The organism is Paenibacillus piscarius (assembly GCF_022234545.1).
Classification (GTDB): domain Bacteria; phylum Bacillota; class Bacilli; order Paenibacillales; family Paenibacillaceae; genus Paenibacillus_AQ; species Paenibacillus_AQ piscarius.
The window spans coordinates 78,845-105,606 of the sequence record NZ_JAIEUI010000007.1 but is presented as its reverse complement, the minus strand read 5'-3'; the positions used below and the strand labels follow the sequence as shown (position 1 = coordinate 105,606).

Sequence of the window (26,762 nt, the reverse complement as noted above, 5' to 3'; positions counted from 1 at the left end):
TCGTCTGTTTAGAGAGGGGGCACTTTTTTAGAACAGATCAGTATGATTTGCTCGCCTAAAGAACGATTATTGAAACCGCTTGGAGGGAAATGCACTTGTCAGCACAAGAATTGGATCTGCGCGATTATTTCCAGATTGTCAGGAAGCGACTGTGGATGATTGTCAGCATTGTTATTGTGGCGTGTGTTCTTGCCGGAATCTACAGCCTGTACATCAAGAATCCGGTCTATGAAGCTTCGACGAAGATCATCGTCAATCAGACGCCTACCCAAGCTTCGGTAGCGCAGCTGGATCTCAATCAGATCAATACGAACATTCAGCTCATCAACACGTACAAAGAAATTATTAAGACCCCGGCCATCCTCGACGTGGTAGCCAAGAACTATCCGCAGTTCGGCTTGACCGCAGAGGAGATGCTGAAGAAGGTTAACGTGAGTTCTGTAAATAATACGCAGGTGATGACACTTGTCGTTCGAGATAATTCATACCAGAGAGCTGCAGAGATCGTGAATGCCATATCACTTGTGTTCAAGCAGGAGATCCCATCCCTGTTCAACGTACAGAATGTGTCCATTCTCAATGAAGCGAAGCTGAATCCGCCGGTGGCACCGGGTCCGGTCGAACCGAACGTCGTAATGAACCTGGCCATTGCCCTGATTGTCTCCCTGATGATCGGCCTCGGCATCGCCTTCCTGCTGGAGTACCTGGATGACACGCTGAAGACGGAAGATGACATCAAGAAATACCTTGGACTTCCGACCATTGCCATGATTACCCGGCTCGGCCAGGAAGAGACGAAGGCCACGGAGCAGCAGGCACAGCTTAAGACCAGAAAGGCGGGAGAACTCGAACATGTCACAGCAGCCAAATAAACAACGCCATCTGATCACCGTGACGAACCCGCGCTCGCCGGTATCGGAGGCTTTTCGCGCCCTGCGCACGAATATTGATTTCTCCTCGGTCGATGAGCAGATCCAGGTCGTGATGGTCACCTCTTCTGGACCGGAGGAAGGCAAGTCCACCGTTACCGCGAATCTGGCTGCTGCGTATGCGCAAGCGGACAAGAAGGTGCTGCTGATCGACGGTGACTTACGCAAGCCGACAGCACATAAGACCTTCTCACTCAGTAACCGCTACGGATTGTCCTCCCTGCTGTCCCAGCAAGCGGACCTGTCCGATGTCATTCAACCCTCCGGGGTGAATAACCTGTCGCTGATGACCTCCGGCCCTATTCCGCCGAACCCGGCCGAGATGATGGCCTCCAACCGGATGAGCGCCGTGCTGCAGGAGCTTCGCCAGCTGTACGATGTGATCCTGATCGATACCCCGCCGCTGCTTGCAGTGACCGATGCGCAGATTGTAGCCTCCAAGAGTGACGGCGTGATTATGGTGGTCAGCTACGGCAAGGTGAAGCGGGATATTGCGGCCAAGGCCAAGGCAAGTCTGGACCGGGTCGGTGCAAGAATGCTGGGCGTGGTGCTGAACAACGTGAAGCGCAAGGCCAGTGAAGGCTACTATTATTACTATTATGGCAACTGAATATTAGACAGAGATAAAATGTTGTTTTTGGAGGCACTGAAAATGACAGCAAAAACTAGAGTGTTGCTATTATTCATGATCGATATTGCGATCATATGGTTCAGCATCGTGACATCGTACCTGTTCCGCTTCTATAATGACATCCCGCCGGAATATGTGGTCCAGATGGTCGTATTCGGAATGATCTCAACCGTAGCGATTGGGGGCAGCCTGGTCTACTTCGGGCTGTATCGCAGAATGTGGCAATATGCCAGCATCGGTGAGATTATCTCGGTTCTCAAAGCTATTGTCGTCGGAGCCATTCTGTCCTACGCCGCAGCCTATTTCATCCTGCCGGAGCGTGTACCCTTCAGCATTGAAGTCCGGTCAATGGAGACTATTCTGCTGCTGGTCGGGGGAGCCCGCTTCTTCTGGAGAGTCTTCCGCAATGACCGGAATAACAATAAGGCTACGGAGACTCATACACTGATTGTCGGTGCCGGAGATTGCGGCATTCTGATTGCCAAAGAGATGATGGGCCCTTCCTTCGCGCATACCCGGCTGGTTGGATTCATCGACGACAGCGCAGACAAGTATCACCTGTCCATCCTGGGTGTGCCCGTGCTGGGTAACCGTTATGACATTCCGCGGATTGTGAAGGAACAAACGATTCATGAGATCATTATCGCCATGCCTTCCGTCTCCCGCACACAGATCTCGGAGATCATCAATCTTGCGAAGGCCACGGGTGCGAAGCTGAAGATTATTCCAGCCCTCAATGACCTGATCGCCGGCAAAATCTCCGTCAAGAAGCTCCGCGACGTCAGCGTAGAGGACCTTCTCGGCCGCGAGCCGATTGTAGCCGATATGAACAGCATCCTGGGATATGTTCATAACAAGACCGTGCTGATTACGGGAGCAGGCGGCTCGATCGGATCGGAGCTATGCCGCCAGATTGCACCTTTTGCCCCGGACAAGCTGATGATCCTCGGACACGGGGAGAACAGCATCTATACGATTGAGATGGAGCTGCGCAAGAGCTTCCCGCACCTCGAGATCGTGACCGTGATTGCCGATGTTCAGGACCGGGCCAGGCTGATGGATGTGTTCCAGTGCTACAAGCCGCAGGTGGTCTTTCATGCAGCAGCACATAAGCACGTTCCTCTGATGGAGCGGAACCCGTCTGAAGCGATTAAGAATAACGTCTTCGGAACACGCAATGTAGCCGACTGCGCGGACAAATATGGCGCAGAGCGCTTCGTGATGATCTCCTCCGACAAGGCCGTCAATCCGACCAGCGTCATGGGGGCTACGAAACGGATTGCCGAGATGTACGTACAGAGTCTTAATGTAACCAGCCCGACCAAGTTCACGGCAGTGCGGTTCGGTAATGTTCTCGGCAGCCGGGGAAGCGTCATTCCTGCCTTCAAGCAGCAGATTGCGGCCGGCGGACCTGTCACCGTTACCCATCCTGAGATGGTCCGCTACTTCATGACGATCCCTGAGGCGGTTCAACTGGTGATCCAATCCGGCTCCTTCGCCAGCGGTGGTGAAGTCTTCGTGCTCGATATGGGTGCCCCGGTGAAGATTCTGACATTGGCAGAGGACCTCATTACCCTGTCCGGCTACGAGCCTTACAAGGATATCGATATCACCTTCTCAGGCATCCGTGAGGGCGAGAAGCTGTATGAAGAACTGCTGACGGATGAAGAGAATCTGACCTCCACCCAGCATGACCGGATCTTCATCGGCCGGCCGAACGTCTACACCCAGAGCCAGATGGAGCTGGAATTCAAACGGCTGGAGCGGGTCATCTCCGAGGAACCGGAAGCGATCCGTGAATTGATTAACCAGATCGTGCCGATGCAGCCGGTCATCCAGCCAGCCTTAGCTAATTAGAGATTCGGAGGTACTGAAGTGAAACGATGGAAAAAGGTATTAATCTGGTCGCTGTCAGTGATCGTGGTGCTAGGTGTCGGCGGGTTATTCGCCGCCAATTATGCAGTTGACAAGCTGATGAGCTCCATGGCTACCGGCTTCGATGTGGAAGCGGACGATAACGCCAGCGTTCCACAAGGGAAGGTAGTCGAGCCTGTAGTTGCAGACAGTGATCCGTCCGCCGAGCAAGCGACTTCCGCAGATCCTGCTTCAAGCGCTGCACCGGATAGTACTCCTGCTTCCAGCGGAGCCGGAGACCAGACTGCTGCTGGTAAGGACAAGCCTGTTAATACAGACAAGCCTGCAAGTACGCCAGCTCCGACACCCGAAGGGGTAGACGGATTAGCTCATATCTCCACTAATAAGGCCAAGGAAGTGCAAGAGAGCGTGACGCTCAGCGACAAAGCCAGCGTTGCTTCAATCGTAGCCTCCCAGCTAAGCGTCTCTGACATCAAGCGCTTGCAGGAGTTAGCCAAAGGCGGACTTACGAACGAAGAGAAGCGCGAAGCCCGCAGCATTATCCTCGGCAAAGTCACAGAAGAACAGTACAACGAATTAGCTCAGATTGCCAAGAAGTACGGCGTCAGCCAAGGCAAGACCCGGGATCAGATCCTGGCTGAAGAAGAACAGCTCAAAGCTAAGGAAAAAGGAAGTGAATAAGCATGTTTAAGATGAAAGCTCCAGCCGCAGCACTGCTAACCGTGGCCTTAATCGGCTGCACACCTCTGACCGCATCGGCTCCTGTTACCGTAGCCGCAGCTACTCCAGCATCAACGGCAAAAGCTGCTCCTGCGCCAAAGGCTGCCGCTCCGATTAAAGTGCAGAACACCGATGTGACCATGCTCTTCGACGGTGTGGAATTGCAGCCGCCAGCCGGACAATATGTGTTCATGTACAATAACACGACCTACGTTCCGTTACGCTTCATGTCCTATGCTCTGCAGAAGAGTGTAAGCTGGGATGCCAAGAGCCTTAAGGTAACCGTGGCTGAGCCCAGCAGCTCAGAGCTGGTAGTCATTAAGGAATACCTGATGAACGCCACAGCGGATGCTGCCTTCACGCAGAAGAGTATTGCCTTGAACAATGTAAAAGCAAGTTATGTATTCAATGGAACGGCTAAGGCCTTGCCCGCAGGCCAGTCCAGCTACCTGCTGAACGGTTCCATCTATGTCCCCCTAAGATTCTTATCGGAATCTGTAGGAAATTCCATTAGCTGGAATCCGAAAACAAAGACGATTACTGCAAGTTCTAAGGACTTTGAAGGGATTATGGCTTCTTCGAAACCAGCCGACAACGGAACTAGTCCATCTGCAAGTGCTACACCTGCACCAGCCGCAACCCCTGAACCTAGCGGAGCAGCCGCAGGCGGTGCTGGATCAGCGGGAGCTGGAGGAGGCACAGGATCAGGCAAAGTCTCTTATGAGTCAATTACTAGCGAGACCGAAGCGAAGCTGAGTGCGTTACAGTCGCAGAGTACTTCTGCATTAATGAGCATTGCCTTTGAATATGTAGCTGCTACAGATGCAGCGGCTAAGCAAAGCATCAAGGCGAAGGGCATCCAGCAACTGGCCTCTTTTACAGCTTCATTCAACAGTATAATCGCGGACGCTGAACAAAAACTAAACAATAACGGGTATAGTACGGCAATCATCTCCCAGTATCGAGCGGCGTTCGAGGCTGATCTGGAAAAGGGAAGAGCGATTGCTGAAGGAATAGGCAAATAAATAGTATAGACATCAACAGGTATTATGAAGATATGGTTTACAGTCGCAAGCACCCTCCATTCAGCTCTAGCTGTAAACCATAGTATCTTAAGGACAAGGTGAGAGAATGAAGCCTTATATTATTATCAAACCCATGCTGGATTTCATATTGGCTCTAATCGGAATGCTCCTGTTATGGCCTTTTTTCTTGATTATCGCCGTAGTAATTAAGTCTACCTCCAAAGGTCCGGTTTTGTTCCGGCAGAAGCGCTTAGGCAAGCACAAGAAGGAATTCTATATTCTCAAATTCAGGACGATGCGTACAGATACGCCAAGCGAAATGCCTACCCATCTGCTGCAAGACCCTGACTTCTTCATCACCAAAGTAGGCAAATTCCTCAGGAAGACCAGCCTGGACGAGCTTCCTCAGATCATCAATATTCTCAAAGGCGACATGAGCATCATCGGCCCACGCCCGGCGCTGTGGAACCAATATGACCTGATCGCAGAGCGGGACAAGTACGGTGCGAATGACATTAAGCCTGGGCTGACCGGATGGGCGCAGATTAATGGGCGGGATGAGTTGCCGAATGAAGTAAAGGCAAATCTGGATGGAGAATACACACGAAGCATCACGATGGGCTTCGATCTCAAAGTATTCGCTATGACAATCCTCAGTGTTCTGAAGTCGGACGGGGTTAGAGAAGGCGCAGCGAACACAGAAGCACCTCCCAACACCAAAGGAGCCTCGTTATAAATGGAGAAGAAAAGAATTCTTATTACAGGTAAGGGGAGCTATGTAGGAACAAGCTTCATGAACTGGGTAAAACAGTGGCCCGATCAGTACGAAGTTGAAGAGTTATCAGTAAGAGGCGAAGCTTGGAAAGAACATGATTTCTCTGCCTATGATGTGGTGCTGCATGTAGCTGGCATAGCACATGTCTCTACTGATCCTAGTATGGAGCAGGAGTACTATAGAGTTAATCGTGATTTGACCATAGAAGTGGCTAGCAAGGCAAAGCAAGATGGGGTAGGGCAGTTTATTTTTATGAGTAGTATTATTGTGTATGAAGATAATGGAAAGGTTACTTTTATCAATAGTGATACACCAGCAACACCTAGCAATTTTTATGGGAAGAGTAAACTGCAAGCTGAAAAAGGTATACGAGCACTTGAGGAAGAGACGTTTAAAATAGCAATATTAAGACCCCCAATGATTTACGGTAAAGATTCTAAGGGAAACTATAGGAAAATGGCTCAAATATCAAGGAAAATTCGATTTTTCCCTGATTTCAATAATAAAAGAAGCATGTTACATATTGATAATTTGTGCGAGTTATTAAGGTTTATCATAATTAATGAAGATAATGGATTCTTTTATCCCCAAAATAAACAGTATTCTTCAACAACAGAAATGGTTAGACAAATATCTCTAGTCCATGGGAACAAAATTTATTTTACAAAGTTGTTCAACCCAGTTATTAAAATAACAATGAAAAAAATAAATGCATTTCGAAAGATATTTGGGGATTTAATTTATGACCAAAGGATCAGTACTTATAAAGAAAATTATCAAATTAGAACTCTGAAGGAGTCAATCAAGTTGACAGAAAATATGAACGGGAATGAGACAGTGAATTGAAAAAGAAAATTCTGGTTATAGCACAATATTTCTTTCCAGAACAATTTCGGATAAATGATATATGTGCGGAATGGGTGAAAAAGGGATACGAAGTTACAGTTATTACTGGCATCCCTAATTACCCTCAAGGAAAATATTATAAGGGTTATGGGATCTTTAAAAAAAGAAAAGAAACGTATTACGGCATAAATATTATCAGAATTCCATTAATTCCTCGTGGGAAAAGTTCAATTATGTTGATGCTGAATTATCTTTCTTTTGTAATATCAGGATTTTTTTGGAGTATCTTTACTAGGGTTAAAGCAGATTATGTTTTCATTTATGAAGTATCTCCAATGACTCAAGCATTACCTGGTGTTTGGTATGCAAAAAGAAAAAAAATACCTTGCTATCTGTACGTTACAGATTTATGGCCGGAAAATGTTGAAATTGTGGCTGGGATTAAAAATCAACGTATTCTAAAAAGTATAGGTATGATGGTTGATTATATATATAAACGTAGTAATAGAATTTTCACCTCTTCTGAAAGTTTCATAGAGGCTATATCCGAACGAGGAATAGAAAATAATAAAATAGAATTTTGGCCTCAGTATGCAGAGGATTTTTATGTTCCTATAAACAATAAAAATGTTGTTATAAACGAAATACCACAAGATGATTATTTTAATATAATTTTTGCAGGAAATATCGGTGTTGCTCAGGGGTTAGATGTATTGGCCGCTGCTGCTCTAAAACTTAAAGCATTAGGAGCAAAAATTAGATTTAATATTGTTGGTGAAGGACGATACAAAGAAACTTTAATTAATATAGTAGAGCAAAATGGTGTCGATTATATGTTCAATTTTATTGATAAACAACCTAGTTCTCGCATACCTGAATTTATGTCTGTATGTGATGCCACTTTGATATGTCTATCAAGAAGTAAAGTATTCTCAATAACATTGCCTGCCAAAACTCAATCTTGTCTTGCTTGCGGAATTCCGATACTAGTTTCCGCAGATGGAGAGATCCAGAAAGTTATTAAAGAAGCTGAGGCAGGTTTTTGTAGTAATGCTGGAGACGCAGATGGTTTAGCTGAAAATATATTAAACATGGCATCATCTACAAAGCATGACCGTGAGGATATGGCTCAAAACGCACTTCATTATTATCAAACTCACTTTAACAAAGAAAAACTTTTGAATAGAATGGATTTCTGGTTTAACTAATTAAACTTGATTGGAGTTAATGTGAATGTTTACTGATAAAACTTTATTAATAACTGGTGGCACAGGATCATTTGGGAATGCAGTAATGAAAAGATTCTTAGATACAAATGTTCGAGAAATTAGAATATTTTCACGCGATGAAAAGAAACAAGATGATATGCGAAAATTGTATAGAAATGAAAAATTAAAGTTTTATATTGGTGATGTTCGAGATTTAGCAAGCGTTAAGAATGCAATGCATGATGTGGATTATGTATTCCATGCAGCAGCACTGAAGCAAGTACCTTCTTGTGAGTTCTTTCCATTAGAAGCCGTGAAAACCAATGTTATCGGAACGGATAATGTTATAACTGGTGCTATAGAGATGGGAGTTAGAAAAGTCATATGCTTATCTACTGATAAAGCAGCATATCCGATAAATGCAATGGGTATTTCCAAAGCAATGATGGAAAAAGTGTTTGTAGCTAAATCTAATACTGTTAGCCCTAATAAAACTTTGATCTGTGGAACGCGTTATGGAAATGTAATGGCATCTAGAGGTTCGGTAATTCCGCTTTTTGTTGATCAGATTAAAAGTGGAGAGCCTCTTACTATCACTGATCCTAATATGACTAGATTCCTTATGAGTCTTGAGGAAGCGGTTGAACTTGTTGTATTTGCTTTTCATAACGCACAAACAGGAGATATTATGGTTCAGAAATCTCCAGCATCTACTATTAGAGATCTAGCGCAGGCCCTGATCGAATTGTTTGATGTAGATAATGAAATAAAAATTATTGGTACAAGGCATGGGGAGAAATTATACGAAACTCTTCTTACTAAAGAAGAGCATGTAGTGGCAGAGGATCTAGAAGGATTTTATAGAGTGCCTGCTGATAAAAGAGATCTAAATTATGATAAGTATTTTGTTGAAGGGAATAAGCAAATTCAACAAGCAGAAGATTACAATTCACATAATACTGAAAGACTTGGAGTTAGTGAGATCAAAGATAAATTATTGAAACTAGAATATATCCAAAATGAATTAAGAACTTGGAAAGGGCAATTCTAAATGAAAGTACTTGTTCTTGGAGCAACTGGTATGGCCGGACATACAATTTCCCTCTATTTCAAAGAAAAAGGGCATGAGGTAACGGGTTTCAGCAGAAATAAAATTGAATATTGTGACAAAAGTATAACGGGCGATGTAACTGACTTTACATATCTCAATAGGATAGTGGATGAAGGAAACTACGATGCTATTATTAATGCTATCGGTATATTGAATAAAGATGCAGAAGACAATAAAGCTCTGGCAGTTCTTATAAATAGCTATTTGCCGCACTTTTTAGTTGATATAACACAAAATACGAAGACTCGAATAATCCAAATGAGTACTGATTGTGTGTTTTCTGGAGAAAAAGGTGGTTATTCAGAAAATTCGTTTAGGGATGGAGAAACATTCTATGATAGATCAAAAGCATTAGGTGAAGTTGAGAATAATAAAGATTTAACTTTCAGAAACTCCATAATAGGACCAGACCAGAATATGAATGGAATTGGACTATTGAATTGGTTTATGAAGCAAAAGGGAGAAGTTAATGGATTTACTAAAGCTATTTGGACCGGAGTAACAACTTTGACTTTGGCGAAAGCGATGGAAAAGGCACTCGAAGAAAATTTAACTGGTTTATATAACTTAGTTAATAATAATATGATTAGCAAATTTGATTTATTGAAGCTCTTTAACAAATATTTAAGAAGTGATACATTAACTATTTTAAAAAGTGATGCAATTGAAGTAGATAAATCTCTTGTGAATAAAAGGAATGATTTTTCATTTATAGTACCTAGCTACGAAGAAATGGTTTCTGAGATGAGAGTATGGATTGAAGAGCATAAAGAATTTTATCCACATTATTTTCAATAAGGGAGTCACAAAAATGCGTAAGTTAAAATTAATGACAATTGTGGGCACAAGACCTGAAATTATTAAACTTTCTGAAATCATAAAGAAGTGTGATAAATATTTTGAGCATATATTAGTACATACAGGTCAAAATTATGATTTTACCCTAAATGAGATCTTTTTCAAAGAGTTAGGGTTAAGAGAACCCGACTTTTATTTAGGAGTTGTTGGAGATAACCTTGGCCAAACAATGGGAAATGTTCTCTCAAAATCTTATGAATTAATGGTTGATCAGGCTCCGGATGCACTTTTAGTTCTGGGAGACACAAATTCCTGTTTGAGTGTTATTTCAGCTAAAAGGCTCAAGATTCCAATTTTTCACATGGAGGCTGGGAACAGGTGTTTTGATGAGAATCTTCCTGAAGAGATAAATAGAAGAATTGTTGATGTAACAAGTGATGTGAACTTGTGTTATACAGAACATGCAAGGAGGTACTTGAATTCATCTGGAGTGCCTAAGGAACGTACTTATGTAGTAGGTTCGCCCATGGCAGAAGTTTTATTTGCTAATATTGAAAGTATCGAGAAAAGTAATGTTCTAGATGTTCTCAATTTGGAAAAGAAAAAATATATATTGCTCTCAGCACATAGAGAAGAAAATATTGATGATGAACGAAATTTCTTTGCATTGATGAATGCTGTGAATATTTTGGCTGAAAAATATAATATTCCTATAATTTATAGTATGCATCCGAGAAGTGAGAAACATGTCGCCCAAAGAGGATTTGAATTTCACCCACTAGTGAGGAATCTTAAACCGTTTGGTTTCTATGATTTTATTACTTTACAGAAAAATGCTTTTTGTGTTGTTTCTGATAGTGGAACGTTATCTGAGGAGGCCGCATATTTTAAATTTCCTGCGGTATCAATTAGAACAAGCACTGAGCGACCAGAGGGGATAGATAAAGGGACATTTATAATTGGGAGTATCACAAGTGACAAAGTCATTCAAGCGGTGAGTTTAGCGGTGAATTTAGATTTTGATGGTCACTTAGGTGAAGATGTACCTGATTATCGGGAGAAAAACGTTAGTGTTAAGCTAATAAAAATCATTCAGAGCTACACCGAAATAATTAATACAATGGTGTGGAGAAAATTATGAATATAATGGTGTTTAATGTTCCGGCAGAATCTGTAGGTGCTTTATCTGTATTAAATGATTTTTTATGTGAAGTAAAGATGAGAGAAGATGAAGTGAAATGGTTTTTGGTTCTGAGCAAGCCAAACTTAACAGAGTCATCGAATATTCAGATTATTCGATTTCCATGGATAAAAAAAAGCTGGGGGCATCGGCTATTTTTTGATTATGTTATAGCACCAAAGTTAATTAAAAAGTTCAATATTGACAAGATAGTTTCATTTCAAAATATCACCATTCCATTAACTTCAGTTCCACAGATATTATACATGCATAATTCCTTGCCATTTGTAGAGCATAAATTCTCATTTTTAAGTAATAAGAGACTTTGGCTGTATCAAAATGTAATGGCAAAGAAAATATTCAAGTCTATTAAAAAAGCAAAGAAAACAATTGTTCAATCTAATTGGATTAAAGAAGTTTGTTTAAAAAGAGTTAAAGTTCCAAATGAAAAACTTGTTGTTATTCCTCCTGATATAAAAATGGATATAAAGAAGTATTTTTCTTTTAATAAGAAGAGTTCGACAACATTCTTTTATCCTGCCAGCGAATATGAATATAAGAATCATAAATTAGTAATTGATGCATGTATTAAACTAGCTGAAGAAAATATTTATGATTATAAAGTTGTTTTCACTTTAAAAGGTGACGAGAATCAACATGTTTTACAATTATATGAAAGAGTGAATCATCTGAATTTACCTATAAAATTTATAGGTCGGTTGTCTCGGGAAGAAGTGTTTGACTACTATTCAAAATCAATTTTGATATTTCCTTCATATATTGAAACTTTTGGATTGCCTTTACTTGAAGCAAAACTTCATAATTCTATTGTATTTTCTTCTAACTGTTTTTTTTCAAAAGAAGTTTTATTAAACTATAATAATGCTTATTTCTTTGATCCTTTTAATCCTATGGAACTTATGCAACTACTAAAAAAAATGATTTTAAATGAAATACCTTATTTACCCATTGAAGAAACTGATTCTCAGAAAAAAACTACTATTGTTGATGTTATATTTAAATAATAGGAATGAGAGGAAAATAATTGAATATATATCATTTTGAAAATAATAAGTGTAATGGTAAATTAAAACTGTTTTTTTTCTTTTTTCTTTTTTTTATTATATTGTTTGTAAGTGATAAGAAAATGGAATATAAACTATACGTGTCATTTTCTTCGATAAATTCCTTGATTTTTTTATTTTGTGTAGCTATCTTCTTAATATTAATTAAAGGGAAAGTATATACAGATGCCATAACTTATTTGCTGTTATTAAGATTAGGAGTTTACCTAGTGCCGTTGCTCTATATAGAGAATGTTGAAAATTATTGGGGGAATTACTTGGCGGTAATTGCTTCTTTTGTTGGTTATTTCATAGCGACACAGACGCATAAAATTGAAATCTCAAGAATAATTAATAAGATAGCTTCTTTATATTTTATAGTATTATGTATCCAAGTTGTTTACACATACATCCAAATTATAACTAAGTACGGAAAATTGGACGTTGGTATTCTTAAATACTATTTAGTAGTACCTGTTGGTAGTTCTAATTATATTGCTGCAATTATTCTCCCTTTTCTAGTATTTTTTTATATGTCTAATATTAGTACCTTCCATAAATATATTTTGATTGGTTTAGGACTTCTAACTCTTGTAGTTATCCAATCTAAAAATGCAATTATTATCGTAATAGTTTTAGCTGCTTTTTCCGTAATAAAAAAATACCTTGGATCTATTAGGAATAGATCTAATATTAATAAACATTTAAAAATCATATCATTTTTGCCTATTTTTATTTTTTTGTTAATCGTTTCTTACTTAGGGACTGAATTTTTTCTAAATAAGTGGTATATGGGGATGGATTTAAATAACTCTTCTATTTACGAAATAATAAATGCTTTGTCGAGTAATAGATTGGAGGTATATTCAAATGAATTTATAAGATGGAATCAACATTTATTTTTTGGAAATGGCTTATCGTACTCTTTAGGTCAAATGAGATCACATAATTGGATAATTGATTTGTTAGTACAGTCTGGCATTTTTGGTTTTTTGATTTTTATTTTAGCGATTTTTATCTGGTTGAAAAGTATTGTAGGTTATTTGTCAAAAGATAATTTTATAAAATCGATATTTTCTTTAGTATTAGTTATTTTGATACAGGGTTTGGGGGAGGTTACCTTATTCACCAACACAATAGACATTTTATTTTGGTTTATGTTAGGAACTTCAGTCTCGCAAAAAAACTACCTTAAACGAAATAGTGAGGTTGTTCATGAACCGAAGTAATATGACAGTTAGGTCTGGAATTCAGAATCTTTTATTTGTGATGATCTCTCAAGGTGTAAGTTTGGTGTTAGGTATTGTGAAAGCTCTTGTTTTGCCACTTACCCTTAGTATAATGAACTTTGGTTACTGGCAAGTTTATTTGCTATATCTCTCTTATGTAGGTATATTATCATTTGGCTTTAATGATGGGATATATTTAAGATATGGAACTTATAATTATAAAGATTTACCCAAGTCCTTATTCAGAACTAGTATAAGATTCTTTGTGCTATTTCAAATTGTACTTATGTTTATTTGCTTTTTTCTTATTGTACAATATGAACCCAACAAAGATAAGTTGTATGCATTATTCTGGGTGGCTATTAATATTCCTGTTGCAGGGTTAAGTGGAGTCTTTATATATGTATTACAAATTACTAATCAACTTAAAAAATATAGCTTTTATAACGTTATAGATAAATTATTAGTATTAATCGTTATTGGAATTTTATTTTTGTTGAATAAGAATCAAGTTAATTTATTTATTATCGCAGACTCTTTTTCAAGAATAATAGTACTTGTTATACTTTGTTATTCTTGTAGAGATATATTATTTGGAAGGGGGGCAAGCCTAAAACTTGCAATACCAGAGTTTGTCGAAAATATTAGAGTAGGTATCCAACTTATGCTGGCTAACTTAGCTGGTATGCTAGTATTGGGATTTGGGCGTTTTGTTGTTGAACGCTTTGAAAATGTATCAATTTATGGAGGATACTCCTTTGCGATATCAACCCTCAATTTAGTTTTGGTATTAATTTCAGCAATAGGACTTGTTTTATATCCAACATTGAATAGATTAGATTCGAAAAAGTTCAAAGAATATTTTAAAAATATTAATATATTAACATCTATCTTTTCTTTTGTTACTTTACTAAGTTATTATTTGTTAGTTTATTTTATTCGAAAATTCATGGAAAGTTATACTGGTATCCTTACTTACCTTCCATTTATTTTTGGCATTCTTTATATACAAATTAAAATGCAAATACTAATTAATCCGTTTTATAAACTATTGCGTGAAGAAAGATCGATGTTGAAGGCTAATGTAGCTGGTTTAATTTTGGCTGTTACAATTATAATTCCATCTTATCTGATTTTTAAATCTGTATCAGCAATTGCTATAGGAACTTTTATAGCTATGGGAATTCGTCTTTATTTATCTGAGTTTTTTATGTACAGAAAATTAAATTTGAGGGAATATAAAACAATTGTTTTTGAAGTTATACTAATAACACTATTTTTTCTTGTTTCTTATAAATTCGAAAAAATTACTGGATTAATTTTGTACATAACAATTCTTTTATTATATGTGTGCACTAACATGAAGTTTTTATCCAGAATCATAAGAAGTATCTTAAGCAAAGGGGATGATAGATAATGCACATTGTTTTAATTGTAGGGAGCTATTATCCCTATTATTCTGCAGTAGGAAGATGTGCAGGTAATATAGCTCAAGAACTTGAAAAAAATAATAAAGTAACAGTGATATGCCTTAAAAATAATGAATTGCAGTTATCTTATGAAAAATTAAGTAAACATGACATTATTAGAGTAGATACAAAAGATATTAGTATGAGAAATAGATTGAAAATGAATATAAAGGCTCGAAAGGGAATTATTAAAAAGTTTTATCGGGCGGCAGATAATCTTTATAAGATTCGTAGTGCATTAAAGACAATACTCTCTTATACGTCTGTAAATAATCAATTAAGAGATGCCTATATTCATGCTATAGAAAAAATTTCCAGTCCGATAGATGTTATTGTTCCATTTAGTTTACCTTTTGAAAGTGTGCTTGCCGCAAGTAAATACATTGAAAATATTGATAGAGAGGTAAAGTTAATTCCTTTTTTGTTTGACCAGTTTGTAAATAGCCAAACTTTGCATAGAAGTGAAATAAATAAGAAATTCAAAAAAAGTAGGCATTTAAAACTAGAGAAAGAAATGTTAAATCTCTCTTTCAATGTACTAGCAATGCATTCTTTGAAAAAACATTTTGAACTCCACTTTCCAGGAAATTTAGGGAAAATAAAGTTTGTTGAACATCCACTAATTTTAGATAAAAATAAAAAAAGTGAGGGTGAAAAATATCCTAATAAACCTTTAATTATTTCATATGTCGGAGGCTTGTATAAAAGATATGTTACTCCTGAATATCTCTTTAAAATATTCAAATCTGCAAATAATGTGAACTCAATATTGAATTTTTATATAATAGGTAACTGCAATGAAATGGTAAATAAATATAGTGGATATTTCCCAGGGAAGATAGTTAATCATGGAAGTGTTGATAAGGAAACTGCAGATCAAGCTATTTCTGAAAGTGATATTTTAGTGAGCATAGCAGAAAAAGAAGGTATACAAATGTCTAGCAAAATATTTGACTATATATCTAATAAAAAACCAATAATTCATTTGTATACTGTTCAAAATGACGTCAATTTAAAAATTCTTAATAAATATCCTCTATCACTTTGTTTACAACAAGATAACTCTAAGATAAAAGAAAACTCCATTAAGTATGAAGAATTTTGTGAAAAAATCTTTGATTTAAGTATTTCATTTGAAGAAATCAAAGAATTATTTACCGATGCATTACCAAGTTATTCAGCAGAACTGATCCTGTCACTCGCTACCACTATACATCCCTCTAAGAGAGTTAATTGAATTCAGTAGAGGATTATTAACCAGATATGATTTTTAATTACATTTGCTTCTAAGGAGATCATAGCAGATGCAAGAACTAAGTATACAAGAGATAAGAGATATTCAAATTAATATATTAAATGTATTTGCTGAATACTGTGAAAAATCTAAACTAAACTATTTTCTTTGTGGCGGTACATTAATCGGTGCTGTAAGACATAAAGGTTATATTCCTTGGGATGATGATATTGATGTTGCAATGCTTCGAGGCGATTATGAAAAGCTTATTGAGAGTTTTAATGGTTTTAATTCCCTATATAAGCTTTATAATTCAAATGAAATGGGGAAATTCCCCTTTCCTTTTTCGAAAATTTCTTATGAAGCTAGCCTGCTTAAAGAAAATACTGATGAAAAAAATACTTACAATATAGGTATTAATATTGATGTCTTCCCCATTGACACTATCCCGGAAGATGGGAAATTGCAGAAAAAGATTTTGGGGAAGATATCATTTCAACGAAAAATATTAAATGCAAAATTAATTAAGCATAATAGAAATAGATCTATTATTAAAAGTTCCATTCTTTCCGTTGGGAAACTAGTATTTTCCTTCAAGTCTATTCCTAATGTTGTGAAGAAAATTAATGATTTAGCAATTTCAAACTATTCTTTTAATTCTAACAAGTTAGGCATAATTGTTTGGGGTTATGGAGAATCTGAGATCGTATCGAATGAGGTTTTTGAATCAATAGTAAAAAAAGAATTTGAAGGTAACTATTATAATGTTCCTGCTGGATATCATAAGTGGCTTTCAAGCATTTACGGAGACTATATGAAATTCCCTCCGCTTGAGAAACAAGTCACACATCATGATTTCAAAGCATTTTTGAAGTGAAGGGGGAGTATGAATGAATTTTGCAATTATTATTGCTGCTGGTAGTGGAAGTAGAATGAATCAAGATATTCCTAAGCAATTTATAAATATATATGATAAGCCAATTCTAATTTATACTTTAGAAGGATTTCAAAAACATCCTGAAATTGATGGTATTGGAGTTGTTTGTCTAGATGGTTGGCATGATATATTAAAAGCTTACGCAAATCAATTTAATATAACTAAGTTACAATGGATAATTTCAGGTGGTGATTCTGGTCAAGAATCGATAAGAAATGGAGTAAATTACCTCAAAGATGTATGTGAAGATGATGATACTATTATTATTCATGATGGTATTAGGCCTATGGTAGATGACTCAGTCCTATCTGATGTAATTATTAAATGTGAGAAATATGGTAATGCAGTTAGCTCTCTTCCATATAACGAACAAATTTTTAGAGTTAAGGACAATATCTCTACTTCTGAATATATACCAAGAGAAACTCTCAGAAGAGTCTCTACTCCACAAGCCTATAAATTTGGTAAATTAATATGGGCCTATCAGGAGGCCTTTGATAAGAAAATTGGTATATTTGGATCGGCTTATACTAACACCATGATGGTTGATTTAGGTGAAACGCTATATTTTGCTGCTGGATCTGAAAAAAATATAAAACTTACAACTAGAGACGACTTAGAGATGTTCAAAGCCTATTTAAAATTGGATAAGGATTCGTGGTTAAAATGAATATCCAAAATAACCCTGTTTACAAGGAAGATATAGAATATGTTGCTAATCTAATGCTACCATGGGATCTATTAAAAAATAAAAGAATACTGTTATCTGGGGTAAGTGGCATGATAGGGAGTTTTCTTATAGATGTATTGATGTATAGAAATGAATTCTATAATGACAATTGTTTTGTTCTTGGCTTGGGGAGAGATAAAGAGAAGGCTAGAATTAGATTTGATAATATATGGGAATCCGAATTCTTTTCTTTTGAGAATCATGATATTAATGTACCATTAAATAACTTTGGTGATTTTGATTATATTATTCATGCTGCAAGTAATACACATCCTGTTGCGTATGCTTCAGATCCAATTGGGACTATAACGACTAATGTTATTGGTACTTATAACTTACTTAATTACGCCGTTGCTAGTAAGGTTAAAAGATTCCTTTTTGCCTCTAGTGTTGAAATTTATGGAGAAAATAGAGGCGATGTGGAAGGATTTGATGAGTCCTACAGCGGTTATATTAACTGTAATACATTGAGAGCCGGATATCCAGAGAGTAAACGTGTTGGTGAAGCGCTATGTCAAGCTTTTATGAAACAGCATAGGATTGATGTTGTAAATGCAAGGCTCTCTCGAACTTATGGTCCTACTATGCAATTATCGGATACCAAAGCTTTGTCACAGTTTATTAAGAGAGCAGTTTCAAAAGAATCCATAATCCTTAAAAGCGAAGGTACACAACTGTATTCCTATAACTATATTGCCGATACTGTAGCGGGCATATTGGTAATCTTGTTTAGAGGAATTTCTGGAGAAGTATATAATATATCTGACAAAGGTTCAGACATAACACTTAAAGAATTGGCCTACTTACTAGCTAGTGAGGTAAATACAAATGTAATATTTGAAATGCCTGAAATAGAAGAAAAGCTAGGATATTCTAAAGCCACAAAAGCAATAATGAATTCTACAAAACTCCAAAGCTTGGGATGGAAAGCGCGATATGATATTGAGGATGGATTGAAAAGAACAATAAAGATTTTATCTGAGGCTAGATAGAGTAAGTTTTACTTTTTATCCATTGATCTATTATAGACTAAGTGTGAGTTTCCGTATAACACTGGCTAACTCGAATGATTCTGAGGTGTAATTAATGAGTAGAAAGAAAATGCTGATTACCGGAGGGGCCGGGTTCATTGGCGGGAACTTCGTGCAGTATATTATCGATAAGTATACCGATTACGATGTCTATAACCTGGACCTGTTGACGTATGCCGGGGATCTGAGCAAGCACAAGGGCATTGAAGGCCGGGAGAATTACCATTTCGTGCAGGCCGATATTGCTGACCGTGAAGCGGTGATGTCTCTTTTTACGCAGGAGCGCTTTGACTATGTTGTCCACTTCGCAGCCGAGAGTCATGTGGACCGTTCCATTACTGATCCGGCAATATTTGTCCGCACGAATGTCATGGGAACCCAGGTGTTGCTAGATGCGGCACGGACGATTGGCGTTACCAAGTTTGTTCATGTGTCTACAGATGAGGTGTATGGCGAACTGGATTTCGACCCTGCGGTATTCTTCACAGAAGAGACACCGCTCCAGCCGAATAGTCCTTATAGCGCGAGTAAGGCATCCTCTGATCTGCTGGTCCGGGCTTATTATGAGACCTTCGGCTTGCCGATGAACATTACACGCTGCTCTAATAATTATGGTCCTTACCATTTCCCGGAGAAGCTGATTCCTCTTACGATCTCGAAGGTGCTGAATGAGCAGAAGGTTCCAGTCTATGGAGACGGGGCGAATATCCGGGATTGGCTGCATGTGTGGGATCATTGTGCTGCAATTGATCTGGTGCTGCATGAGGGCGTGAGCGGTGAGGTGTATAACGTAGGTGGTCATAATGAGCGCACCAATCTTGAGGTCGTGAAGACGATTATCCATACCTTGGGGAAATCTGAGGAACTAATTGAATTCGTTGCCGACCGGCTCGGCCATGATAAGCGTTATGCGATTGATCCAACGAAGCTGGAGCGGTTGGGCTGGAAGCCTACGTATACGTTTGAGACCGGGATCGCCCAGACCATCCAGTGGTATACGGAGAATACGCAGTGGTGGGAGCAGATTCTTAGCGGCGAGTACAGGAAGTAGCTTATGAGACGTACAATATCCAAGACCAAGCCGGGCAAGCGCGGAAAAAGAATGCTTTTTCTGTACTTGCCTCTTCTGTTACTAGTCGTGTTGCTCTTCTGTGCGGGACGCTTCCTTCCACTCTCCGAAGCACCCAAGCAGGCCGATGTCATCATCGTCCTCAGCGGCGGAGCGGGCCGGGTGGAGCAAGGGGTTAAGCTGTATGAAGAAGGCTATGCGCCGAAGCTCCTGCTGTCTAACTCTGAAGAGATCACCGGCCCAGCCGGGGACATGCGCGAAACTGCACTCTCCCTGGGAATACCGGAGGGCGCGATTCTGACCGAAGATGCTGCGGAGAGTACCTACCAGAACGCGCAGCTCACGCTTCCGATGATGAAGCAGCATGGCTTCAAGTCGGCGATTGTGGTGTCGTCGGATTTTCATATGCGGCGGGTGAAGTTTATTTTCAATCATGTGTATAAGAAGTCGGGGATTGAGCTGACTTATATCGGGGCGGATTCGGGGTATAACGCGAAGGCTTGGTGGGGGGACCGGTATAGCCGGGAGACGACTTTTAACGAATATATCAAAATGATTGGCAATGCCTTCGGCTATAATGGCCCGGAAGCGAAAAGCTCGCTGGAGCAGATTAAGCGCTGGTTCCGCAGGTAGCGGGAGGACCGGGATCGGCAGCGGGTGAGGCGGGGGAAAATAGCGGAGTCAACAGAGGAGGCAGCGCAAGAAGCGGCTTCGCCAATGTGATATCGAGATAACAGAGACCTTATGAGACCCTTGAGGTCTCTATTTTTTTGCCATTGTGGCAACCCGTTTGCCTGTCGTTCACGGATTAGACTAATCTGCCACAGTCTACGTTATTGACCATTGGAATAATGTGACATATTATTACAACTATAGAATAAATAATATTGGATTCCAGTTAGGTGGTGTTTGTGTGGTCCCTACTACAACTATGATTCGCGATCATGTAGCGTCGTATTTGTCGCAGAAGGGAATGTCTATTCATCAATTCTCCTTACAATCCGGAATTAATTCAGGAACGCTCAGCCGGATCATTAATGGTCAGCAGCCTATTGCTATGAATCATCTGGAGCGAATCACCAAGGCGATGGAGCTGCCGGAGGATCATTTCTACAGCTTATATGTGGATGAATGCTTCTATTTCTCGTCACCCACCTGGCGACGTCTGCGGCCTTTTCTTGTGCGTTCGGCTGAGCTGGGCCGTCTGGATTGCGTTGAACAGGTTGTGCAGAATCTGCTGGAGAATCTGGTCTATGCCTCCATGCTGTTCGAGGTGGCTGAAGGACTGTTTCAAGAGGGGCTGTGGCAAGCTGCCGAATTGCTGTATAAGAATGTGAGTGCCAGTGAGAAGTATCAGAATTCCGAGCGGCTCGCGTTATGCCAATACCGTCTGTTCCGTATCGCCATTGGTGATGACCAGGCGCGGAATTTACAGGCGGCACATCTCTTCGAATGCTACCTGGATCGGCTCGATGAAGCGGATCAATTGGACGGGTTGAATCATATGGGGCATGTTTACGGTTCAATGAATCGGTGGCATAAGGTGGATGAGCTTGCGAAGAAGATGCTGGAATTAGCAACTCTTCGTTATAATCTCCAACAGCAGTCGAACCGTAGAGAGAGTAACGAGAAAAAAACCGAGAAACCCCTGTACTTCTACGTCCTGTACGCGCAGCTTATCCGTTCAGCTGTGTGTAAGGAATTAGGAGACTTCAATTCGGCATTAGATTGGGTATCCCTCTATATGGATGGGAGCTGGATACAGGAGGACAATGAAGAAGTGAAGCGGACTATGGCTCAGTTCCAGGAGTGGGGTGCCGCGAACAGACTGCTCTATCAGGTGCTGGGAGGACAGTCCGAAGTACTCTCAGCATATGTCGAATATATCTCCCACCGGCCAGATGAGATATTCATAGGGTTATACAATATTATCTTGTCGGCTAACCGTTATGACTGGAATGTTGATTCTATTCTAGAGCGATTTGCTTCCTATATTCCTTACCGGACGTATTCTACAGAATTTGGCGATTATAACCGGCAGGTAATGTTGGATAAACACACTCAATTCCTTGCTGAAATGGCAGCCTATTATTTACATAATGAGCGTAAAGAAGGTATTAGATTCATCCTACAAAGTTTGGAATCGTCTGCTAGAATCAATAATGAGAGCAATATCATCAAATGTGTTGATTTGTTCGAGCAGCATCGGCATCTGGCAGATGAAGACGAGCAAGAGCAATACAAACTTCTAATTAGAGAGGTGCAGGATTCACATGAAAAGAAAATTGTTCAAGCTTCTAGCTTCCTGTAGTCTGGCTATTGCAATTATTATAACTGTTGGTACTGCTGAGCTTGTAGTAAACACCAGTACTCAAAGTCTTATTCAAATTATGAATCACGGTTATGGTGGCGGTTGATGCTTACAGGCAGCGAATTTAGGTCCTAGTCAACTTTTTCCTCCTCCCCCTCCACAATGCGACAAACAAACCAGGTATCCCGGTCTATAATTAGTAGCAAATCTACTTATAGTCTGGGAGAAATGTACTATGCCTAATTATTATTTTAGGGAAGTATGGACGCCGTTGAAGCTGGTGGGGATCCGGTTCTTCAAGGATGACAGCGGGCGGCTGTGGATCAAGAAGGGGAAGCAGCGGCGGAAGCTGGTTCGCAAAGATGATAGTGAAACGATGGAGACCTGAGGGTCTTCATCTTTTTTTGCGTATCATTCTTCCTTTTTTTTGATGAGAGGCAGGTGTATGATCATTCAGTAGACACTAGAGAGGAAGCGATAGATATGGAGCCGAAGGAGAAGGTACGTCAATTAAGAGAATGGATGGCAGAGCGCCAGATGGACGCCTGTGTGGTGCCCAGCGGAGATGCGCACATCAGTGAATATGAGGGAGAGCATTGGAAAAGCCGCCGCTGGCTTACCGGCTTCACCGGTTCAGCCGGAACGGCTGTGATCACAAGAGCGGATGCCGGGCTGTGGACGGATGGCAGGTACTTCATTCAGGCGGAGCGGGAGCTTGCAGGCTCGGGGATCCGTCTGTTCCGCATGGCCGAACCGGGGGTTCCGTCATGGGATGAATGGCTGGCCGGGCAATTGCCGGAAGGCGCACGTATGGCTGTTGACGGCAGAACGCTGTCCGTTTCCGCTATGAAGGGCTTGCAGGCCAAGTTCGCGGATAAGGCGATTCAGGCGGTCACGGACCTCGACCCGGTAGGCGCGATCTGGACGGACCGGCCGGCCATTCCGGCTGAGCCGCTGATGCTGCATGATGAACAGTATGCCGGCCTCAGCCGGATGGCTAAGCTGGAGCAGGTCCGGGCCGCGATGAAGGGCGCAGGTGCTGATTATTATGTGATGTCCGCGCTGGATGATCTATGCTGGCTGTTCAACATCCGGGGACGGGATATTCTGTATAATCCGTATGTGACTGCTTTTGCTATTGTAGGTGTACATAATGCATGGTTGTTCGCCGGAGGCCATAAGGCCACCCCGGAAGATAAGGAGACGCTGGCCCGGGATGGGGTGGAGATCAGGGAGTACGATGCGGTTATTCCCTTCCTGCAGACACTCTCTGAAGGGGTATCCGTGCTGTATGATCCCAATAAAACCGGGTATAGCCTGGCGGCTGCAATCCCGGCCCCGGTTCGTACCATCGAGGCGCCGGGTCTGGTGGTGGCCCTTAAGTCGATCAAGAACGAGGTGGAGATCCGCAATATCCGTGATGTCTATCTGAAGGATGCGGCCGCCCTTGTCGGACTGTTCAAATGGCTGCAGGAGACGGTCCCGCTCCGTCCGGTGACGGAGCTGGAAGCAGATCAGAAGGGGCTGGAGCTGCGGCGGCAGCAGCCTCTTTTTGCCGAGCTAAGCTTCTCCAGCATCTCTGCCTACGGTGCGAACGCTGCGATGATGCACTACTCGCCGTCTGCGGACCATCCGGTGCTGCTGGAGCCCAAGGGACTGTATCTGCTCGACTCGGGTTCACACTTCCTGAACGGGACGACCGATATCACACGCACGCTGGCGCTGGGTGCGCTGACGGATGAAGAGAAGAGAGACTTCACCTTGGTGCTGAAATCGGTGATTGCGCTGTCTACGGCGAAGTTCCTGTATGGCTCTACAGGCTCCACCCTCGACATTCTTGCCCGCAAGCCGATGTGGGACAACGGCCTCGATTATAAGTGCGGCACCGGACATGGTGTGGGCTATTACTCCAATGTGCATGAAGATCCGCAGCGGTTCAGCTTCAAGCCCAATCCTGTCGTCCTGGAGCCCGGGATGATTATCACGGTGGAGCCGGGGGTCTATAAGGAAGGCCGTCACGGCATCCGTACCGAGAACACGCTGCTGATTACAGAGGATGTGACTACGGAGTTCGGCAGATTCCTGCGGTTTGAGGATCTCTGCTTTTTGCCGATTGATTACCGGGCGATTGAGACGTCTATGCTGAGCAGCGGGGAGCTGGATTGGCTGAATAGCTATCATGCTGAGGTATATGATAAGCTGGCTCCGCTGCTGGATGAGGAGCACCGGGCGTGGCTGAAGCGGGAGACGGCGGCTGTGGTGATGTGAGGAAAATATGGAGAGTAATAGAAGAGTTGACGGCCGGGGCTGCTTACTATGGTTGGGGGCGATGATGGTGAAGGCAAGAAGATGGAAGGTGGCGGCAGCGTGGCTGATGCTGCTGAGTATGCTGTGCGGGGGAGTGGCCAGTGCGGCAACGGTTGTAAAGCAGACATCCTCATATGTGTTCGTGGATGTGAAGACCACGTATTGGGCCAATGAAGCGATACAGAGTATGGCGAATCAGGGCATTATTACGGGGAACCCGGACGGCTCCTTCAAGCCGGAAGCGGCGATTACGCGGGAGCAGTTAGCGAAGCTGATTACCCTGACTTTTGGACTGGAGCTGGTTACGGATGGGACGCAGACGTTCTCGGATGTGGCTCCCTCCTCGTGGGCTTACAAGTATGTAGAGGCGGCCAAGGACTATCTGACCGGCTATTTTCCGGTGAAGGGCAAGCCGTTCTTCGATCCTCAGGCAAATGCTACCCGTGAAGATGTGGCGGTCGCTCTGGTGCGGGCTATGGGCCTGGAGACAGACGGGGTGGACGCAGACAGCATTCTGCAGTACAGATTCGACGACTATGAGGATGTGACCCCTCAGCTGGCGAAGGAAGTAGCGGTTGCGGTGGAGCATAAGCTGATTCAGGGATTCCCTGATGGAACCTTTGGGCCGACGAGTCCGATTAACCGGGCTTCTGTAGCTACTCTGCTGTATCGTGTCCTGAAGTCCTCCTATACTACCGCTACCCAGGATGTGAAGCTGGACGTGCAGGTGCCGGCACAGGTATCGGACAGAACGGTTAAGCTTACGGGCAAAGTAAATGCGGACGCCAAGGTGTACATCAACGATGAAGAAGTGGAGAATGTGGATGGCTCTTTTGCCGAGGCATATGATCTGGATGGGGGAGAGAAGGTCTACGAATTCGTCTTCAAGGCGGTGCTGCCGAACGGACGCTCGAATACGGTGACGAAGCAGGTGACCTATCAGACCTCCGGGCCGCAGCTTACGGTGCAGGCTCCAGAGACGTCCAGTCAGCTTACAGCCAAGATTACCGGTAAAGTGAAGGACAGCGGCGACATGAATCCGGAAGTTAAGGTTAATGATAAAACGGCGTATGTGGCGTACAACGGGGAGTTCAGTACGGATGTGACGCTGAAGGAAGGCCTGAACAAGATTGTCGTCACCGCCACGAATAAATATGATAAAAAAGCTGTGGTAGAAAAGCAGATTACCGTTACCCTCGGCGGTCCTGTGCTGACGCTCGATCTGATCCCGGAGACCAGCACCAGTAAGACGGTTACCCTGAGCGGGAAGGCGACCGACAAGAACGACAGCTATCCGAAGATCTACATGAATGATCAGCTTGTTGGCGAATACGGCTCCTTCAACAAGACGGTAACCCTGAAAGAAGGGGCGAATACTTTTAACTTCAAGGCTACGAACAGCTTGGGCAAAAGCAGCGCAGTCATTACTAAGGTAATCACCTTTAATGTAGATGGACCAGCGCTGACGCTTGATCTGATCCCGGAGACCAGCAGCAGCAAGACAGTAACCCTCAGTGGTAAAGCGACGGACAAGAATGACAGCTACCCGAAGATCTACATGAATGACGAACTCGTAGGCGAATACGGTTCCTTCAACAAGACCGTAACGCTCAAAGAAGGAGTGAATACGTTCACCTTCAAGGCGGTTAATAGTCTGGGTAAAAGTTCGGCGGTTGCTACCAAGAACATTACTTTTGCTGTGGACAGTCCCGTGCTGACGCTTGATCTGATCCCTGAGACGAGCACCAGCAAGTCGGTTACCTTAAGCGGTAAGGCTAGTGACAAGAATGACAGCTATCCGAAGATCTACATGAATGACGAGCTCGTAGGCGAATACGGCTCCTTCAACAAGACGGTAACGCTCCAAGAAGGAACAAATACGTTCACCTTCAAAGTGACTAACAGCTTGGGCAAAAGCTCGGAGCCTGTGACCAAGACTATTACGTTTAACGTGAGTGAGCCGGTGCTGAAGCTGGATTATATTCCTGAGACGACGAAGACGAAGCAGCTTACCTTGAGCGGGAATGCGACAGACGCGAATGACAGCAGCCCCAAAATCTATCTGAACGACGAGCTGGTCGGCAGCTATGGCAGCTTCTATAAGTCGGTGACGCTGACCGAGGGCAGCAATACGTTCGTATTCAACGTGACCAACAGCTTCGGCAAGGTGGTTACGGTGGAGAAAACGGTGGTTTATACGCCGGAGGAGAGTAAGGAGTAGCCTTGCAGTTTAATAGTAACGGATTAGACGGCGAAACAGAGAATCCCTCTGTTTTGCCTTTT

Annotated in this window: 24 protein-coding genes; all 24 read left to right on the top strand. The window is 41.8% G+C overall.

Annotated elements, in window-relative coordinates; translation table 11 throughout:
- Positions 1 to 95: 95 nt before the first annotated feature.
- Positions 96 to 872 carry a YveK family protein gene (locus K1558_RS13710; RefSeq protein ID WP_238652150.1) on the top strand — a complete coding sequence of 259 codons (777 nt, stop codon included), beginning with the start codon at positions 96 to 98 and terminating at the stop codon, positions 870 to 872.
- Positions 853 to 1,539, top strand: coding sequence for a CpsD/CapB family tyrosine-protein kinase (locus tag K1558_RS13705; RefSeq protein ID WP_238652149.1), 687 nt, complete (start codon positions 853 to 855; stop codon positions 1,537 to 1,539). The genes K1558_RS13710 and K1558_RS13705 overlap by 20 nt, the downstream gene beginning before the upstream one ends.
- A 42-nt stretch (positions 1,540 to 1,581) precedes the next feature.
- Positions 1,582 to 3,417, top strand: a complete 1,836-nt coding sequence (locus K1558_RS13700) for a polysaccharide biosynthesis protein (protein ID WP_238652148.1) — start codon at positions 1,582 to 1,584, stop codon at positions 3,415 to 3,417.
- Between the two features lie 18 nt (positions 3,418 to 3,435).
- Positions 3,436 to 4,116, top strand: a complete 681-nt coding sequence (locus K1558_RS13695; protein WP_238652147.1) for a hypothetical protein — start codon at positions 3,436 to 3,438, stop codon at positions 4,114 to 4,116.
- Positions 4,117 to 4,118: 2 nt separating this feature from the next.
- Positions 4,119 to 5,180: a copper amine oxidase N-terminal domain-containing protein gene (locus K1558_RS13690; RefSeq protein WP_238652146.1), complete on the top strand. Its 1,062-nt coding sequence runs from the start codon at positions 4,119 to 4,121 to the stop codon at positions 5,178 to 5,180.
- Between the two features lie 106 nt (positions 5,181 to 5,286).
- Positions 5,287 to 5,916 carry a sugar transferase gene (locus K1558_RS13685; RefSeq protein WP_238652145.1) on the top strand — a complete coding sequence of 210 codons (630 nt, stop codon included), beginning with the start codon at positions 5,287 to 5,289 and terminating at the stop codon, positions 5,914 to 5,916.
- Positions 5,917 to 6,801, top strand: coding sequence for an NAD-dependent epimerase/dehydratase family protein (locus tag K1558_RS13680; protein ID WP_238652144.1), 885 nt, complete (start codon positions 5,917 to 5,919; stop codon positions 6,799 to 6,801). It begins immediately after the preceding gene.
- Positions 6,798 to 8,009, top strand: coding sequence for a glycosyltransferase family 4 protein (locus K1558_RS13675; protein ID WP_238652143.1), 1,212 nt, complete (start codon positions 6,798 to 6,800; stop codon positions 8,007 to 8,009). Before K1558_RS13680 ends, K1558_RS13675 begins: the two co-directional genes overlap by 4 nt.
- A gap of 25 nt (positions 8,010 to 8,034) precedes the next feature.
- Positions 8,035 to 9,060, top strand: a complete 1,026-nt coding sequence (locus K1558_RS13670) for a nucleoside-diphosphate sugar epimerase/dehydratase (protein WP_238652142.1) — start codon at positions 8,035 to 8,037, stop codon at positions 9,058 to 9,060.
- Positions 9,061 to 9,918 carry an SDR family oxidoreductase gene (locus K1558_RS13665; protein WP_238652141.1) on the top strand — a complete coding sequence of 286 codons (858 nt, stop codon included), beginning with the start codon at positions 9,061 to 9,063 and terminating at the stop codon, positions 9,916 to 9,918.
- A 13-nt stretch (positions 9,919 to 9,931) separates the two neighbouring features.
- Positions 9,932 to 11,059 carry a non-hydrolyzing UDP-N-acetylglucosamine 2-epimerase gene (wecB, locus tag K1558_RS13660; RefSeq protein ID WP_238652140.1) on the top strand — a complete coding sequence of 376 codons (1,128 nt, stop codon included), beginning with the start codon at positions 9,932 to 9,934 and terminating at the stop codon, positions 11,057 to 11,059.
- Positions 11,056 to 12,123, top strand: a complete 1,068-nt coding sequence (locus tag K1558_RS13655) for a glycosyltransferase (RefSeq protein ID WP_238652139.1) — start codon at positions 11,056 to 11,058, stop codon at positions 12,121 to 12,123. The genes wecB and K1558_RS13655 overlap by 4 nt, the downstream gene beginning before the upstream one ends.
- A gap of 269 nt (positions 12,124 to 12,392) precedes the next feature.
- Positions 12,393 to 13,391 carry an O-antigen ligase family protein gene (locus tag K1558_RS13650; protein WP_238652138.1) on the top strand — a complete coding sequence of 333 codons (999 nt, stop codon included), beginning with the start codon at positions 12,393 to 12,395 and terminating at the stop codon, positions 13,389 to 13,391.
- Complete coding sequence (locus K1558_RS13645) at positions 13,378 to 14,808, top strand: oligosaccharide flippase family protein (protein ID WP_238652137.1); 1,431 nt, start codon at positions 13,378 to 13,380, stop codon at positions 14,806 to 14,808. Before K1558_RS13650 ends, K1558_RS13645 begins: the two co-directional genes overlap by 14 nt.
- Positions 14,808 to 16,097 (top strand): glycosyltransferase family protein, encoded by a 1,290-nt coding sequence (locus tag K1558_RS13640; protein ID WP_238652136.1) that lies wholly within the window; start codon positions 14,808 to 14,810, stop codon positions 16,095 to 16,097. The genes K1558_RS13645 and K1558_RS13640 overlap by 1 nt, the downstream gene beginning before the upstream one ends.
- Before the next feature lie 67 nt (positions 16,098 to 16,164).
- Positions 16,165 to 16,971, top strand: coding sequence for a LicD family protein (locus tag K1558_RS13635; protein WP_238652135.1), 807 nt, complete (start codon positions 16,165 to 16,167; stop codon positions 16,969 to 16,971).
- A 13-nt stretch (positions 16,972 to 16,984) separates the two neighbouring features.
- The gene (locus tag K1558_RS13630) at positions 16,985 to 17,701 is read left to right on the top strand and encodes an IspD/TarI family cytidylyltransferase (RefSeq protein ID WP_238652134.1); all 717 of its coding nucleotides are present in this window, start codon (positions 16,985 to 16,987) and stop codon (positions 17,699 to 17,701) included.
- Positions 17,698 to 18,753, top strand: a complete 1,056-nt coding sequence (locus K1558_RS13625) for an NAD-dependent epimerase/dehydratase family protein (protein WP_238652299.1) — start codon at positions 17,698 to 17,700, stop codon at positions 18,751 to 18,753. The genes K1558_RS13630 and K1558_RS13625 overlap by 4 nt, the downstream gene beginning before the upstream one ends.
- Before the next feature lie 94 nt (positions 18,754 to 18,847).
- Positions 18,848 to 19,843, top strand: coding sequence for a dTDP-glucose 4,6-dehydratase (gene rfbB, locus K1558_RS13620; RefSeq protein WP_238652133.1), 996 nt, complete (start codon positions 18,848 to 18,850; stop codon positions 19,841 to 19,843).
- Positions 19,844 to 19,846: 3 nt separating this feature from the next.
- Complete coding sequence (locus tag K1558_RS13615; protein ID WP_238652132.1) at positions 19,847 to 20,494, top strand: YdcF family protein; 648 nt, start codon at positions 19,847 to 19,849, stop codon at positions 20,492 to 20,494.
- Positions 20,495 to 20,834: 340 nt separating this feature from the next.
- Positions 20,835 to 22,172 carry a helix-turn-helix domain-containing protein gene (locus tag K1558_RS13610; protein WP_274528565.1) on the top strand — a complete coding sequence of 446 codons (1,338 nt, stop codon included), beginning with the start codon at positions 20,835 to 20,837 and terminating at the stop codon, positions 22,170 to 22,172.
- A gap of 235 nt (positions 22,173 to 22,407) precedes the next feature.
- A complete protein-coding gene (locus K1558_RS13605) occupies positions 22,408 to 22,560 on the top strand; it encodes a hypothetical protein (protein WP_238652130.1) in 153 nt (50 codons plus the stop codon).
- Between the two features lie 95 nt (positions 22,561 to 22,655).
- Positions 22,656 to 24,440 (top strand): aminopeptidase P family protein, encoded by a 1,785-nt coding sequence (locus K1558_RS13600; protein WP_238652129.1) that lies wholly within the window; start codon positions 22,656 to 22,658, stop codon positions 24,438 to 24,440.
- A gap of 7 nt (positions 24,441 to 24,447) precedes the next feature.
- Positions 24,448 to 26,700: an S-layer homology domain-containing protein gene (locus K1558_RS13595; RefSeq protein ID WP_238652128.1), complete on the top strand. Its 2,253-nt coding sequence runs from the start codon at positions 24,448 to 24,450 to the stop codon at positions 26,698 to 26,700.
- Positions 26,701 to 26,762: the final 62 nt, after the last annotated feature.